Source organism: Chryseobacterium sp. GVT01B, assembly GCF_019970045.1.
Classification (GTDB): Bacteria; Bacteroidota; Bacteroidia; order Flavobacteriales; family Weeksellaceae; genus Chryseobacterium.
This window is the reverse complement of record NZ_JAHXYI010000003.1, coordinates 394021-409289: the sequence shown is the minus strand read 5'-3', so window position 1 is coordinate 409289 and position 15269 is coordinate 394021. Positions and strand designations below refer to the sequence as shown.

Sequence of the window (15269 nt, the reverse complement as noted above, 5' to 3'; positions counted from 1 at the left end):
TTAATATTCCCAATCGGCATCCGTTACAACCTTTCCGTTGATTCTCTCATGCAAAGCCTGAAATACCACGAAAAGAACCGGAACCACAAAAATTCCTAAGATTGTCCCGAAAAGCATCCCTGAAATAGCTGCATATCCGATGGAATGATTACCCATCGCTGATGGTCCTACCACAAAGATCAATGGCAGTAATCCTGTAATAAATGCCAGAGAGGTCATTAAAATAGGACGTAAACGTGCTTTTGCCCCCTCTACAGCGGATGCAATAAGACTTTTCCCTGCTCTACGTCTCTGAATGGCAAATTCCACAATAAGAATACCGTTCTTCGCCAACAATCCGATCAACATTACCAAAGCAATCTGTACATAAATATTATTGGACAATTCCGCAAAGGTAATTCCTACAAATACTCCTGAAAGCCCTACCGGAATAGCGATCAATACAGCCAATGGAAGGATATAACTTTCGTACTGGGCAGATAAAAGGAAGAATACAAACACAATACACAATCCGAAAATCATTACCGACTGTGAGCTTGAACCTGCTTCTTCACGACTCATTCCTTTATAATCATAAGTATATCCCGGAGGAAGCACCTGCTTGCTCACCTCCTCAATTGCTGCCATAGCCTGTCCGGTACTGTATCCCGGAGCTGCCATCACCGTTAAATTAGATGAGTTAAACAGGTTGAAACGGTCTACCACTTCAGCTCCCGTTACCTGCTTCAGGCTTACCAGCGTGTTGATAGGGACCATTTGTCCTAAATTATTTTTAACGAAAATTCCGTTTAAGGATTCTTTATCCTGTCTTGTTTCCGGAGTAGACTGCACCAAAACTCTGTAATATTTCCCGAATCTGTTGAAATCCGAAGCCTGAATACTTCCGTAATATCCCTGCATCACTCCCAGTACATCAGAAACATTCACTCCCAGCTGAGCAGACTTCACTTCATCTACAAGCACTTCAAACTGCGGATACGTAACATCGAAGGTGGTAAATGCTACTGCTACCTCTGGTCTCTGCATCAAAGCTCCCATCATTCCATAAGAGATATTTCCTAAATTCTGAAGTTCTCCGTTGGTACGGTCCTGAAGTACAAGCTCCATCCCACTTGTATTTCCGAATCCATCTACCGTTGGGGTATTGATTACAAGGAAATTGGCTCTTTTATCCTGGGAAAGCATTCCCTGAGTTTGCCCAATGATATCATTGATATTATTCACAGCTCCTCTTTCACCTCCTTTTTTTAATTTAACGAAAATAGAAGCGGCAGAAGATGACATGGAACCACTGAACAGGTTTAATCCGTCTACTGAAATTACCTTGTCCACAGCAGGATTTTTCATCAATAAATCTTCCGTATCGGAAACTACTTTTGAAGTTCTGTCCTTTGAGGCTCCCGGAGCAAGATTCGCTGTTACAATAATGAAACTCTGGTCTTCATCCGGAATAAATCCTTTTGGTGTCGTCATAGACATCCATGCAAACAGTCCACCGAAAGCTACAATAATGATCATGGCCACCCATTTTCTTTTTAAAAGGAACAGTACCGCTTTTCCATAACGGAAGGTCAGTTTATTGAAACTTGCATTGAAGCCTGCAAAAAAACGGTCTTTGAAGTTCATTTTTTCATGCGTTCCCGGATGGTGTTGTTTTAAAAATAAAGCACATAATGCCGGACTCAATGTCAATGCATTGATCGCTGAAATTACAATCGCAATAGCCAAGGTCAGGGCAAACTGCTGGTAAAATAATCCTGTGGATCCACTCATAAAGGCCACCGGAACGAATACGGCAGACATAATCAGTGTGATAGAAACAATCGCTCCTGTAATTTCACTCATTGCCGACATCGTAGCAGCTCTCGGGTTCAGTTTTTTATGTTCCATCTTAGCGTGAACAGCTTCTACCACAACAATAGCGTCGTCCACTACAATACCGATTGCCAAAACTAAGGCAAACAACGTAAGAATATTAATAGAGAATCCGAAAACCTTCATAAAGAAGAACGTTCCTACGATGGACACCGGAACTGCAATGGCCGGAATCAAAGTAGATCGGAAATCCTGAAGGAAGATATACACCACAATGAATACCAGGATAAATGCTTCTATCAAGGTATGAATTACCTGTTCTATAGACTGGTCCAATGCATCTTTTGTTGCATATGGAATTTCATAATCCATTCCTGCCGGGAAGGATTTTTCCAGCTCTTTCATTCTTTCCTGAAGAGCGATCTGCACCTCATTGGCATTGGAACCTGCCATCTGGAAGATCGCCATCGTTACGGACGCTTTTTTATTATAATTGGAAGAAACCGTATAACTGTAAGCCCCGAATTCTACTTTGGCAATATCTTTGAGTTTTAAAACAGAACCGTCATTCAATGCTTTGATGGTGATATTTTCATATTGCTCAGGCTCTGTGAATTTTCCTTTGTAACGAAGAACATATTCCATTACCTCCTTACTTCTCTCTCCTAATCTTCCGGGTGCTGCTTCAAGGTTTTGAGTCTGAATAGCACGGGAAACATCAGATGGAGTAAGATTGTATGAAGTCAGTTTATTCGGGTCCAGCCAGATACGCATGGAGTAATCTTTATTTCCATACACCATGGCATCTCCTACTCCTTTTACTCTTTTCAGTTCCGGAACGATATTGATTTTCGCATAGTTTTCAAGGAAAAGATCGTCCATCTTTCCATCTTTACTGGTCAGGGAAACCATTGCGATCATACTGTTCTGTCTTTTCACCGTGGTAATTCCCGCCTGAATTACTTCTGCAGGAAGCTGATTGGTAACCTGAGCTACCCTGTTCTGCACGTTAATCGCAGCCTGATCAGGATCTGTTCCCAGTTTGAAAATAACTGTAATGCTTAATGTTCCGTCATTACTTGCTGTAGAAGTAATATAGTCCATATTTTCCACTCCGTTGATGGCATTTTCTAACGGAGGCGCCACCGACCTGGCAATCGTTTCAGCATTGGCTCCCGGATAAGCAGCCGTTACCATAACGGTAGGTGGTGCAATGTCCGGAAATTTGGTAATCGGAAGACTTACCATCCCGACAATCCCCAGTATAACAAGCAATACGGAAATAACCGTTGCCAGTACGGGTCTTTTTATAATTTTCTTTAACATGATTTCTTCTTAGGATTTTTTCTGTTGAGCATTTTTCTTTTGTGCCACGACAGGAGTTCCAGGCTGTAATCGGTCAAAACCGCTGGTGATATATTCATCGCCGGCCTTAAGTCCTTTGGCTATAATGAAATTGTCCCCGGCCTTTCCATTCACTTCTACAGGTAGCATCGCCGCTTTCCCGCCCTGAATGGTGAATACAAAAACTTTATCCTGAATGGTTCTGGTAGAAGCAACAGGAAGTAAAACAACATTGCTGTAGAACTGCTCCAGTATAATTTTACCGGTATTTCCGCTTCTTAAAAGATTGTTCGGATTGTTGAATTTTGCTCTTAATGTAATAGATCCTGTTGTTTTATTAAACTGCCCTTCTACCGCATCAATCTTCCCTTTTTCAGCATATTGGTCGCCACCGGAAAGAAGTAATGATACGGCCGGAGTATTTTTGATCACTTCATCTATGCTGTTTCCTACATACTGTTTCTGGAAATTATTAAAATCATTTTCGCTCAAACTGAAATACGTATATACCTGATGAATATCTGACAATAGGGTAATCGGTTCCTGATTGGAAGGAGTCATTAAACTTCCCAGACGGTAATTGAATCTTCCGATAAATCCACTTACTGGTGCTTTGATCGTAGAGAAATTAAGATTGATTTTAGCTGACTCAATACCAGATGTAGATTGGCTTACGGCTCCTCTTGCTCCATTGTAAGCAGCTTCCGCTTCTTTCACCTGAATTTCTGAAACCATTTTGTTTCTGAACAGTTCTTTTTTTCTGTCTAAATCAATTTTAGAAGTTGAAAGATTGGCCTGAGCTGTAATCAAAGCTGCCTGAGCACTTTTCAGCTGTTCGCGGAAAACCTGATCTTCGATTTTAAACAAAGGCTGCCCTGCTTTCACAAAGTCTCCTTCATCTACATAAATTTTGCTTAAATATCCTGTTACCTGAGGTCTGATTTCCACATTGGAAATACCCTCGATAGATGCTGCATATTCCCTGGAAACAGAAGCGTCTCCCTGGGTCACTTTTGCAACAGGTAATTCCGGTGCCTGCTGCTGATAGCCTTGGTTTTGATTACCTTTCCCACACCCCGCCAAAACGATCAGCGAGAGGAAAAGTAAAGTCGATTTTTGAATAAAAAATCTTTGCATAACAATAGTCCTTTTAAATTTTCCGGACAAAAATCGAACGAAAAAAGTTCAATAGGATTATTCAAAAAACTCCTTGTTTTGTCAAAAAGACTCCTTATTTTAAAAAACATGAGAAATATCATTCATAGACAATATAAATGAAGCTATTTGTTATTTTTAATCGGAATTATAGTTGAAATTTGGTTAAAAGACGTCTTAAAATTATAAATTACTCATTATCAATACAAATCATCTTTTCTGTATTCCAAAGGAGATCTTCCCACATGTTTTTTGAAAAATTTACTGAAAGACGCATGATCTGAAAACTTCAGTTGTGATGCTACATCAGCGATATTAAGGTTAGGATTTCTTAGCAGCAGTCTGGCTTCTACCGCTAAAACCTGATGAATAATATCTCTTGGGGATTTGAACACCGTTTTATTAATGACTTTCGTGAGATATTTACGACTGATAAAAAGCTTATCGGCATAGAACTGGACGTTGTGTTCTTCTTTGAAATGATTCTGAACAAGCGTAAAAAAACTGGTGGTTAATTCATCTTCTCTATTGGTTACCTGATGAGGTTTTTCTGTTTTCTTGAAATAATTATCAATTTCATAGATCACCAGTGAAAAGTGATGCCAGATCATTTCATTGAAATAATAATTCTCTTTTTCTTTATCATTTAAAACTTTAAGTTCATCGAGATGGAAATTCAGTTTTCTGTACACATCCGATTCGTTCCTGATAATATGAGTAGGATCCGATGAAAGACTCTTCAGAACATTATTTGACTTATAATTAAAACCTGCATCAGAAATAAAATTCAATGAAAAGAAAATATACTTAGCGTTGTAATCTTCGGTAATTTCATCCAGCCAAAAAGTTTCCAACATCGGACAAAACACAATATCACCTTTGGACACCTGATAACTTTTATCATCTAATCGGAATGTCACTCCTCCCTTCTGTATCATAAAAATACAGAAATAATCTGAGCGGTAAGGAATATTCGGTTGTATTATATAATCAGCTTTGCCTATTTCCATCACCACAAATTCCTTGATTCTAAGATCAAATTCTACCTGCTGCAACACTTCATCAAAGGCTAACCGCGAAACAAAATCAGATTTTGGCTGGGATTTTTTAGACATTACAAAGAAAATTAAACACGAAGATAGTTGAAAAAGGAAAAAGAGCCAAGAAGTAAAGAGAACCAAGAAAGCCAATAATCGAATTACACTTTTTATTGTTTTCTAAACAATAATCAGCAATTCCTTATCATATCCGTTGTATTTTTCATCGATATAGCCGTGAGGATTACAGATGATTTCTGTCTCTTCAATTGTATATTTGCACGGAGTATGGATATGCCCGTGAATCCAGTACAGCGGTTTATATTCGGTAATTAAGTATTCCAGATCGGAGGCATAAGCAGACGTTACCGGATCTTCCTTGTAATGATCGGGAACAGATTGTATACTGGGTGCATGATGGGTAACGACTATATTTTTAAATTCTTTTGAAGTTTCAAGACTTTCTTTTAGCCATTCTTTTGAAAGCTGATGGATTTTGAAGGTATCCAATGTTCTCATTCTGGAATAGGAAGGATCTCTCCTGATCATTTTATAATCATTCATTTTGGACTGGCACAGCATTCCGTACTGAACCGGATTCCCAAAGATGGAAAAATCCGTCCATAAAGTAGCACCATGAAAACGAATACCATCAATATCTACAAATGAATTTTCAAGTACGTGAACATTAGAATTCAAGGCAGCCTCTCTGATCTTATTGAGTGTTTTAGGATAAGATCCTTTATAATATTCATGATTACCCAGAACGTAAATTACAGGTTTATCCGGAATTGTATTTTTAATCCATTCAATTCCTTTGGTTCCTAAATTGACATCACCTGCCAAAACAACAATATCAGAATGACCAAAACATAATTCCGTACTTCCAAATTCCCGGTGAAGATCACTAATGATCTGTATTTTCATGATGTATCGTAAAAGAACAAAGGTAATGAAGTGAAGCGGAAAGACAAAAAAAAGAACCGACACCTAAGCACCGATTCTTCCTCATATAGTTTGTGTATTTTTAGGCTTCCTGCTATGAAACGGCTACTTTTGCCTGTTTCACTTTTAAGCTTTTCAATATAAAATAAAACAGCATTCCGAGTGCCAAAAGAGCATAACCGATCAGGATAATCAGATTCAGACTTCCTACTGAAAACTCAGAAGGAAAGATCTGGCTCATTAAAGTCATGAACGACAATCCAATCCCTGCTCCCAAAAAGTAACTTGTAGAGCTCAAACTTGATGCCAATCCGTAATTGGAAGGTTCAACATCCTGGATTCCCATTACTGAAAGTGCGGTAAAACAGAATGTCATCCCTACTCCTGAAATACATGCCGCTCCCAATAAAACTACAGCCAGCGGATGTCCGGTAAAAACGGAGATCAACAGTGATAATCCACCCATCAGCATAAATAACCATCCTAAAACACCCATTTGAGATGAGCTCAGACGTTTTGATACATGTGGCAGAATAAATTTAGCCGTCAAAGCAGAGATGATACTGAACGGAACAAGCATTAATCCTGCAGAAGCAGCACTATACCCCATATCTTTCTGAAGCATTAATGAAATCAGGAATAAAAATCCGATAAAAAATGCACCCAACGTAAAGAATACGGCATTGGAAATTACTAAAGACCTATGTTTGAATAACTTTAAGTCAACCAAAGGTTCAGCGACAGATTTCAATCGGTTATACACCATAATAAGAAGTAATACTGCCAGAATCAAAGAGCCTATAACCATGAATGGCTGTTCTTTAATATGGACTAATTCATGGGTACCGTAAGTAAGACTTAAAAGCCCCAACACCATTAATATTCCGGAAACCACATCTGTTTTCTGTGCGGTTTCATTTTTCTCATCTGCAGGCAGATAGTGGTAAGACAGCACAAGTGTTATCAGAAGAATAGGTACATTAATCAGGAAAACCCAGTGCCAGCTGAGGTAAGTACTGATAATTCCTCCAACGGAAAGACCACTTCCTGAACCGATAGCAGCGAATGAACTGAAAATTCCGATAGCATGGTTTCTCTCCTGTTCTTCTCTGAATGTATTGGTCACAATAGATAGTGCAGATGGCATTACCAATGCTGCTCCCAATCCCTGTAAAGCACGGAAAACAGCCAGCACTTCAAAGTTTTGGGACAATCCCGCTCCTAATGATGTGAGCATAAAAATCAGTGCTCCGAGTAAGAACATTTTCTTTCTTCCGATCTGATCTGAAAGCTTTCCGCCAATGATCAGAAATCCTCCAAAGAACAGTACATAAAGGGTCTGCAGCCACTGAACAGTCTCTGCTCCGATCTGGAACTGCTGCTGAATAGAAGGAATTGTTAAATTAATAATGGCAATATCCAAAGCCTCCACAAACGTTCCCACCGATGCTAAAATTAATATTAGATTTTTCCTTGTATCCATATATTCAAATTTCCTTCAAAATTAAAATTTACAGAACGTATTTGAAAATTTAACCTTAAATTTGGAACAATATTAAAAATAATTAATAAATAAAAGAACAAAACTCCTGATATCCCAAACAACAATCTATAAAAACAGAACAAAATGGCAACTGAAAATTATATTCCCGACGAAAAAGATTTATCAATCCTGCGTCTTCTTCAGAAGGATGCCAAGATGAGTGTACGTGACATTTCAGCAAGAATCAATTTAAGCCCCACCCCTACCCATGAGCGTATCAAACGTATGGAAAAACAGGGAATCATTAAAGAATATACTACTGTTTTAGACCGTAAAAAAGTCAATAAAGGAATGATGGTGATTTGTATGATTGCACTGAGTGTTCACAATAAAAAGACCGCAGGAAAATTCATTGAGGAAGTTGGTAAACTGAAGGAAGTTGTGGAATTTTATAATATCAGCGGAGATTTTGATTTTATGCTGAAGATCCTTGCTCCCAATATGGATGAATTCCATGAGTTTTTTGTGAGCAAATTGTCAGAAATTGAAGGAATTGGTCAGACCAAGAGTATTTTTGTGATGAACAGCATCAAGGAAAGCGCCCAGATTGTATAAGAGAAAATAAAAAGCAGCTGTATGAAAATATACAGCTGCTTTTATATTGTAAACCAGAATATTCCGGATTAATTTCTCCACATTTATTTCCAGTAGTTCCAGACTGACCCGTCAAATATCGCCAGAGTCTTGCTGGTTGTATCGTAACAGATCATACCCGGATAGGGATTTTTTACACTAAGATGCGGTGTCGCTACTTTTGGAAGAATCATTGCTTTATCCTGAGATTCAAGGACCAATACGCCATCAGCAGCACTTGATGCCTCCCCCATGATAACTCCTTTCCCTGATTCTGCAGAATTGTTGGTTATAACTGCACTTGAATTACCGGTATCTGACAAAGATTTCCAGGTGTCATTTTCGTAGACTTTGACTTTATTATCTGTGAGATCAAAGATCAATGTTCCATTCACCAAAGTTCCGGTTGGAAATCCCGATGTTGCAGGAAGAATCAAACCTTTTGTATTTCCGGAAACATTATCAAAATCCAATACAGTACTTTTTCCATCCACCGTCTGCTTACCAATAGCTACCTGAGCAAAAGATGAATTAAAAACGATCAGGGCAGCAATTATACTTATATTTCTTATACTTTTCATATTCTTATCGGTTAGATTAATCATTACAGCTTTTTTGTACACATTTCCATTCTGTACCGTTGTAAAGCTTTACACATTTGTCCTGGATATCGTATAAAAGCATTCCTTCCTTCGGATCGGCAATGGCATCACCAGGCTGTGGTGTCTGGCTTACATGCTGAACTCTCGTCATTACAAAACCTTTATTTTTTGATTCCATCGCTAAGAATCCATTAGGTATGTTTTCCGGCCAGGCATTGTTTTTCTCCTGTACTGTAATTCCAAATTTGGTAAAACCATCGGGTGTACCTGAAATTCCCGGTTTTGTACAAAATCCATCGATCTCATCAATAATGACTGGAGCATTTCCACAACTTGATTTATCTTCGGATAATCCTTCAGGCCAAAGCCCCGGACACATCGCTTTTGTTGCATTAGGACCACAGAAGCTTGAATTCCCTATGCCTAATCCTGTAACAGATCCCATAGCAATGGTTACAATCTGGCTATCATCACTAATAATGGAAGCTTCTCCACCTCCACTTACGTCTGCTTTTGCAATACAGTAAGCTTTTCCGGTAGGAATTCCAATATACTCAACTGAAGGATACGTTTTGGACTGTTGGGTAAATGTTCCGCAAATCTCTACCACACTGCTTGTTCCCATTTCAATAACAGAAGTTGATCCGGGGTAAAATCCACCAAAAGAAGGATCTTCCTGAATAACTGATCCTACCAATGATAAAAATGATTTGGTTCCCAGTTTGATTTTTGAATTTTTCTGAGATCCGAAAGTTCCTACTTTTACCGTTCCTGTAGATTTAACACTGGCTCCATTACCGATTTCCAGCACTCCATCCACCTGAATACTGTTAGACTGAAGCTGACCGGATTGAATGATAAGGGTTGCCCCATTCGGGATACTGATATTCGTACTTACACTGAGACTGCCATTAAGACAATAGGTATTTCCACTCGTCATCGTCTGCCCTGTATACGGAATACATTGAGCGTAAGCTATAGTGCTGAAAACAAGCATTAATAAAAAAATGACTTTTTTATTAATTTTTAAAAAAAATAATTTATTCATGTATATTTATAATATTTTAACAGATTATTGTTGTCTAATTGGAAAATATTTAAATTTTCAACATCATCGACGCACTAAGAAACAATTAACATACCAAACAGGTGTTTAATTTTTTATATTCTTATAATGTCTCATCAGAATCTGTACTCAATAATTTTATTAAAATCATTTATAAACACTACACCATAAGACATTGCACTTTTAAAAGCAGCAAACAATTAAGAGATGATCTAAATGTTTAAATATTCTTTTTCTTGTGTAATTAAATGATGGTTTAATAAAATAATCCTGCATTTTTATATACAACACCCTTACTCCCAATCTGAGAATGGTCAAAAACATAGCGAATTTCATTCTGTACACTCTTCATTATTTTTGATCTGAATACAACAATAGATAATCTGAATAACAGACCTCAGCGAAAATTCACATTAAAAAACGTAAATTTGCAGCATGAATAACGATACGATATGTGCACTGGCTACTGCCAATGGAATAGGTGCTTTAGGCATCATCCGGGTTTCAGGAAATGAAGCTTTATCTGTAGTTCAGAAAAGTTTTCCGGGGAAAAATCTGGAAAAACAGAAATCCCATACCATTCATTACGGTTATTTTATGGATGAGGAGGAAGCGATTGATGAAGTAATGCTTTCTATCTTTCTGGCACCGAAAAGTTTCACCACTGAAAATTCTGTGGAGATTGCTTTTCACGGCTCCCCGCATATCGGAAAACGTATTCTTGAAACGCTGATCAAAAACGGAGCGAGAATGGCAAAAGCAGGAGAATTTACACTCCGCGCCTTTATCAATGGAAGAATTGACCTTTCTCAGGCAGAAGCAATTGCTGATGTGATTGCCTCTGAAAATGAAGCTTCCAGAAAGGTAGCCATCAATCAATTAAAAGGAGGAATTACGAATGAAATCTCCCTATTAAGAACAGATCTTCTGAATTTTGTTTCCCTGATTGAGCTGGAGCTGGATTTTGCTGAAGAAGATGTAGAATTTGCAGACCGAACGGCTCTGAACGGATTATTAGATAAAATTGAATTAAAATTAAATTCTCTTATTGAAAGTTTCCAATATGGAAATGCCATTAAAAACGGAACAGCTGTTGCCATCATTGGAAAGCCAAATGCCGGAAAATCTACCCTGCTGAACTCTCTTTTAAAAGAAGAAAGAGCTATTGTAAGTAATATTGCGGGAACCACCAGAGATACGATTGAGGAAATTCTTCATATTAAAGGACACGCCTTCCGACTGATTGATACAGCAGGACTTCGTGAAACAGTGGATGAAATTGAAGCAATTGGAGTAAAAAAAGCAAAAGAAAAGGTAGAAAACGCCAACATCCTTGTATATCTGGCCGATGCTGCAACTGAAGATTTTTCTGAGGATATTGAAATGATCCAGTCGCTGCTGAGAGAAGATCTGAAACTGATTATCTGTGCAACAAAAATTGATGAAGTGACTCCTACCAAATACGAAACGGTAGAAAACATCTTCAGAAATGCCATCTCCCACGAGTTTGATTTCATTAAAATATCAGCTGTTGAAAATCAAAATATTCAGGATCTGAAAAATGAACTTTCATCTTATGTTGAACATTTAAAATCTGAAGAAAATAACGTTGTAATCACCAACCAACGTCACTTTGAAGCACTGCGAAAGTCTCTGGATGCTGTTCACAAAGTAAAAGAAGCCATCGTTTTCCAGATTTCTACAGAATTGCTTGCTTATGAGCTAAGAAATGCCTTAGAACATCTTGGAGAAATTTCCGGAGAGGTTACAAATGATGAGGTGCTGGGGAATATTTTTTCTAAGTTTTGTATCGGCAAATAACGCACTTAAATAGCTGAAAATCAACAATTTACATTAATCAAGCAAATCCTTTCAAACATGCCACAAATCACTGTATTACAGTATTTTACGTGTTTTTCAAAAGAAAATTAGCACTATAAATCAGTTAAATTTGTCCCCAGTTTTGTCCCCTAATTCCAAAATAAAAATCGTATGATTTTATTGGTTAATTCACTGTACTTAATATATACTAGCACACTATAAATGAATTAATTAGTGTTTATTTAAAGGTAATTCTTTAGAACTTTTGCAGCCTTTTTTATAATAATTCATTTTCATACAAAACGATTTAGATTTAAACAATTAACCATTAATATTAATGGTTAATTTACTGTACTTAATGAGTCTAATTTCTATATAAATTGATTAACAATTATCAAAGTTGATTTCTAAGATTCTTTTAAGCATTTTATAATCCATTTTTGAGACAATTTAACTCTCTTATTTTAGACTTTGGACAATTTATTGCATTCATTTACAACCATTCTATTTTTAGATATATATTCAAGATGCACAACTAGTTAGAACAAAGCAATGAGTACACATATCTACATATTGAAAACATGCGAATATTGTGGATTAGAATTTGCAGCCAAAACCACTGTAACAAGGTTTTGCAGTCAAAGATGTAGAACAAAAATGTATAAGAGATATAATAAAAATTCATCTCAAACAATAGAAAATAAGAATTTATGCAATTTTAAAATGTACACTTATTCTCCCTTTGATTGCATAACGATAAAAGAAGCTTCCAGTATTATAGGATGTGCCCGAACTACAATCTATGATATGATCAAAAAAGGAAAGTTATCTTCTATTAATTTTAGTCAAAGAAAAACCAGAGTTTTTAAGGAAGAAATTGGAAAATTATTAGATCAAAATAAAACAGAAATAGAACCTTTTATATTTAAAGATGATGATACAAAAATAAAAAACTGTTGGACAATAAATGAGATCATTAACCTATATAAAATCTCTGCCAGTGCCCTGTACAATAAATTGAAAATATATAATATAATTAAAATAAAGAAGGGAAAATCTGTTTATGTATCTAAAGAAATTATACGTAGGTTATTCAATATAGTTATCAAAAATAATAATTAATATAGTTGATTTTATATTATTGAAAGGCCTATAAAAGACAAATTAGGCTTTTCAAAGACATAATTTAAAACTAAACAGAGTTCATAATATTTTTGTAGACAACTCTAAAACAAAATATTATGACACTTATTAAATTACGTAAAAAGCCTGCAGCTAAAAATACTGTTAGACTTTATTTAGATGCTTATCCTCCTATCTATGATCCATTAACTGGAAAATCGCAGCGAAAATTTTATTTAAAACTTTTTCTGTATCGCATGCCTAAATCGCAACTTGAAAAAAAACATAATGACCAAACACTGTTCCTAGCAGAAAATTTAAGAGTAAAAATGATGCTTGAAGTATATAATAATAGGATTAGCAATAAACTACGAATGAGTATATTATCAGGAAATTACTAAACTTCAAGAATTTTCAAACATTACAGTATCCACTATTATGGATATACATTGCAAAAATGTTATGGGTTAATCCCATATTAAATTATTTGGTTAACAGTCCACTTTAAAAACATTGATATGAGTTCTAACATTGAGATCATAAGAATATGCCAATATTGTGGCAAGGAATTTATCGCAAAAACAACAGTCACAAAGTACTGCAGCCATACCTGTAATAAAAAAGCATATAAAGCTGAACTAAAAACAAAAAAAATAGAAAAAAGTAACATCAACACTCAACTTTTTAAAGAATCCTATATGGATATTATAAATAGCTCTGCTTTTCTAACCGTTAAAGAATCAGCCTGCTTATTGAAATGTAGTAAGCAAATGATATATGATCTAGTTAATTCTGGCCGTTTAAAATCAATAAAACTATCTGTAAGAAATACCAGAATTAGTAGAATAGAAATTGATAATCTTTTTAAGATTAGTATTCGAAAAGTCAAAGAGAATTAGCAATCGAAAAAACTGCAATTGTGAAAACGACCTTTTGACCTTTAAACTATGTTTTATTAATTGAGAAAATAAACCGGTGATGACAAGGGTAAAACTAAGACAAAAGCCCATAAGTAATGGACAAGAATCTCATTATTTGGATATCTATCCTCCCATAGCACATCCAATAACGGGAGAACTTAAGAGAAAGTATTTTCTACATTTACACACCTATGTGAATCCTAAAAATAATGTAGAAAAACTACATAATATTGAAACTTTGAAATTGGTGGAATATAGAAAAGCCGAACGTCTAATAGATATTCAAAATAAAAACTTTGATTTTTTAATCAAAAAAAGGATATCAGATTTTACGGAATTCTTTCAAGCTGAAGCAAACAAAAGACCAGATTCATACAATTGGCAAATGGCTGTACGGTATTTTCAGAATTTTTGCGGAAAAAATTTGCCTTTTATTGAGCTCAACTATTCTACATGTGAACAGTTTAGAAATTTTCTATTATCTAATCCATCTATTGGCAGATACAAAAGAAAAATCAGCCTTAATACCGCATCATCTTATTTTGACAAATTTAGAAATACCATTAAGAGCGCTTTTATTAATAAATATATTTTAACAGATTTCAGTACGGTTGTCAAAGGAATAAAATTAGAGGAAACTCATCGCTGTTTCCTGTTCTTACATGAGCTACAAAGTATGGCTGATGCAAAATGTGAATCACAATTAGTTAAAAATGCTGGCTTATTTTCCGCATTAACTGGTTTTCGTTTTTCCGATATTAAAAAACTTGTATGGGGTAACATACAAGGGTCTAAAGGCGGTTTTTACATTATATACAAACAAAGTAAAACTGGAAATGCAGAATACTACCCTATATCAGATAAAACATTAAAAATATTGGGTCTTCCAAAAGATAACAATGAAAAAGTTTTTGAAGGAATTAAGTATGATGATGTTATTAAATTTCTTAAACCATGGCTAAAGAATGCCGGCATCAACAAATACTTTACGTTTCATGGCTTTCGACATACATTTGCTACATTACAGCTTGCATCAGGCACATCTATTTATACAATTTCTAAACTTTTGGGTCATAGAAACCTTAAGACAACCGAAATTTATACTACAATAATAGATTCCGTTGCCAGGGAAGCGTCATTAAAAATTAAGTTAGATTTTTCTTAAAATTTGGAAAATAACAATAATTTTCTTATTGTATTGATACATTAAACTTTAAATTCTCAGACAGCGAGGTACAACTACAAGCATAAAATCTATGGTAAAATAAGATATTACTTATTAGCAAATATATTTGACAGAAATAAGCCATCCATTTTTCATCGATA

The 15269-nt window shown here is 35.8% G+C and carries 13 protein-coding genes; 6 read left to right on the top strand and 7 right to left on the bottom strand.

The window, feature by feature from the left end; genetic code table 11:
• From LC457_RS08580 to LC457_RS08560, 5 genes are all read right to left on the bottom strand, one after another.
• The gene (locus LC457_RS08580; protein ID WP_223599459.1) at positions 1-3141 is read right to left on the bottom strand and encodes an efflux RND transporter permease subunit; all 3141 of its coding nucleotides are present in this window, start codon (positions 3139-3141) and stop codon (positions 1-3) included.
• Between the two features lie 9 nt (positions 3142-3150).
• On the bottom strand, positions 3151-4296 hold the full coding sequence (locus LC457_RS08575) for an efflux RND transporter periplasmic adaptor subunit (RefSeq protein WP_223599458.1): 1146 nt from the start codon (positions 4294-4296) through the stop codon (positions 3151-3153).
• A gap of 218 nt (positions 4297-4514) precedes the next feature.
• Positions 4515-5429 (bottom strand): AraC family transcriptional regulator, encoded by a 915-nt coding sequence (locus LC457_RS08570; protein WP_223599457.1) that lies wholly within the window; start codon positions 5427-5429, stop codon positions 4515-4517.
• Positions 5430-5531: 102 nt separating this feature from the next.
• The gene (locus LC457_RS08565; RefSeq protein ID WP_223599456.1) at positions 5532-6278 is read right to left on the bottom strand and encodes a metallophosphoesterase; all 747 of its coding nucleotides are present in this window, start codon (positions 6276-6278) and stop codon (positions 5532-5534) included.
• Positions 6279-6390: 112 nt separating this feature from the next.
• A complete protein-coding gene (locus LC457_RS08560; RefSeq protein WP_223599455.1) occupies positions 6391-7779 on the bottom strand; it encodes an MFS transporter in 1389 nt (462 codons plus the stop codon).
• A gap of 144 nt (positions 7780-7923) precedes the next feature.
• Here LC457_RS08560 and LC457_RS08555 point away from each other — a divergent pair, with 144 nt between their 5' ends.
• Positions 7924-8394 carry an Lrp/AsnC family transcriptional regulator gene (locus tag LC457_RS08555; protein WP_223599454.1) on the top strand — a complete coding sequence of 157 codons (471 nt, stop codon included), beginning with the start codon at positions 7924-7926 and terminating at the stop codon, positions 8392-8394.
• An 83-nt stretch (positions 8395-8477) separates the two neighbouring features.
• Here LC457_RS08555 and LC457_RS08550 read toward each other — a convergent pair whose 3' ends face one another.
• Positions 8478-9017 carry a hypothetical protein gene (locus LC457_RS08550; protein WP_223599453.1) on the bottom strand — a complete coding sequence of 180 codons (540 nt, stop codon included), beginning with the start codon at positions 9015-9017 and terminating at the stop codon, positions 8478-8480.
• Complete coding sequence (locus tag LC457_RS08545) at positions 9010-10062, bottom strand: hypothetical protein (protein WP_223599452.1); 1053 nt, start codon at positions 10060-10062, stop codon at positions 9010-9012. Before LC457_RS08545 ends, LC457_RS08550 begins: the two co-directional genes overlap by 8 nt.
• Positions 10063-10515: 453 nt before the next feature.
• On the opposite strand from LC457_RS08545, the gene mnmE reads away from it, so the two are divergent.
• The 5 genes from mnmE to LC457_RS08520 all read left to right on the top strand — a co-directional run bounded on the left by mnmE (position 10516) and on the right by LC457_RS08520 (position 15108).
• Positions 10516-11901, top strand: a complete 1386-nt coding sequence (gene mnmE / locus LC457_RS08540) for a tRNA uridine-5-carboxymethylaminomethyl(34) synthesis GTPase MnmE (RefSeq protein ID WP_223599451.1) — start codon at positions 10516-10518, stop codon at positions 11899-11901.
• Positions 11902-12453: 552 nt separating this feature from the next.
• Entirely contained in the window at positions 12454-13023 is a 570-nt protein-coding gene (locus LC457_RS08535; RefSeq protein WP_223599450.1) for an AlpA family transcriptional regulator, read from the top strand.
• A 119-nt stretch (positions 13024-13142) separates the two neighbouring features.
• Complete coding sequence (locus LC457_RS08530; RefSeq protein WP_066694917.1) at positions 13143-13424, top strand: hypothetical protein; 282 nt, start codon at positions 13143-13145, stop codon at positions 13422-13424.
• A 117-nt stretch (positions 13425-13541) separates the two neighbouring features.
• Positions 13542-13922 carry an AlpA family transcriptional regulator gene (locus LC457_RS08525; protein ID WP_223599449.1) on the top strand — a complete coding sequence of 127 codons (381 nt, stop codon included), beginning with the start codon at positions 13542-13544 and terminating at the stop codon, positions 13920-13922.
• 79 nt (positions 13923-14001) lie between these two features.
• A complete protein-coding gene (locus LC457_RS08520; protein ID WP_223599448.1) occupies positions 14002-15108 on the top strand; it encodes a site-specific integrase in 1107 nt (368 codons plus the stop codon).
• The last annotated feature ends 161 nt before the right edge of the window (positions 15109-15269 follow it).

Excerpts from the sequence above, each read along its gene's own strand:
- LC457_RS08580 (WP_223599459.1), bottom strand. The coding sequence starts at position 3,141 with ATGTTAAAGAAAATTATAAAAAGACCCGTACTGGCAACGGTTATTTCC.
- LC457_RS08575 (WP_223599458.1), bottom strand. The coding sequence starts at position 4,296 with ATGCAAAGATTTTTTATTCAAAAATCGACTTTACTTTTCCTCTCGCTG.
- LC457_RS08570 (WP_223599457.1), bottom strand. The coding sequence starts at position 5,429 with ATGTCTAAAAAATCCCAGCCAAAATCTGATTTTGTTTCGCGGTTAGCC.
- LC457_RS08565 (WP_223599456.1), bottom strand. The coding sequence starts at position 6,278 with ATGAAAATACAGATCATTAGTGATCTTCACCGGGAATTTGGAAGTACG.
- LC457_RS08560 (WP_223599455.1), bottom strand. The coding sequence starts at position 7,779 with ATGGATACAAGGAAAAATCTAATATTAATTTTAGCATCGGTGGGAACG.
- LC457_RS08555 (WP_223599454.1), top strand. The coding sequence starts at position 7,924 with ATGGCAACTGAAAATTATATTCCCGACGAAAAAGATTTATCAATCCTG.
- LC457_RS08550 (WP_223599453.1), bottom strand. The coding sequence starts at position 9,017 with ATGATTAATCTAACCGATAAGAATATGAAAAGTATAAGAAATATAAGT.
- LC457_RS08545 (WP_223599452.1), bottom strand. The coding sequence starts at position 10,062 with ATGAATAAATTATTTTTTTTAAAAATTAATAAAAAAGTCATTTTTTTA.
- mnmE (WP_223599451.1), top strand. The coding sequence starts at position 10,516 with ATGAATAACGATACGATATGTGCACTGGCTACTGCCAATGGAATAGGT.
- LC457_RS08535 (WP_223599450.1), top strand. The coding sequence starts at position 12,454 with ATGAGTACACATATCTACATATTGAAAACATGCGAATATTGTGGATTA.
- LC457_RS08530 (WP_066694917.1), top strand. The coding sequence starts at position 13,143 with ATGACACTTATTAAATTACGTAAAAAGCCTGCAGCTAAAAATACTGTT.
- LC457_RS08525 (WP_223599449.1), top strand. The coding sequence starts at position 13,542 with ATGAGTTCTAACATTGAGATCATAAGAATATGCCAATATTGTGGCAAG.
- LC457_RS08520 (WP_223599448.1), top strand. The coding sequence starts at position 14,002 with ATGACAAGGGTAAAACTAAGACAAAAGCCCATAAGTAATGGACAAGAA.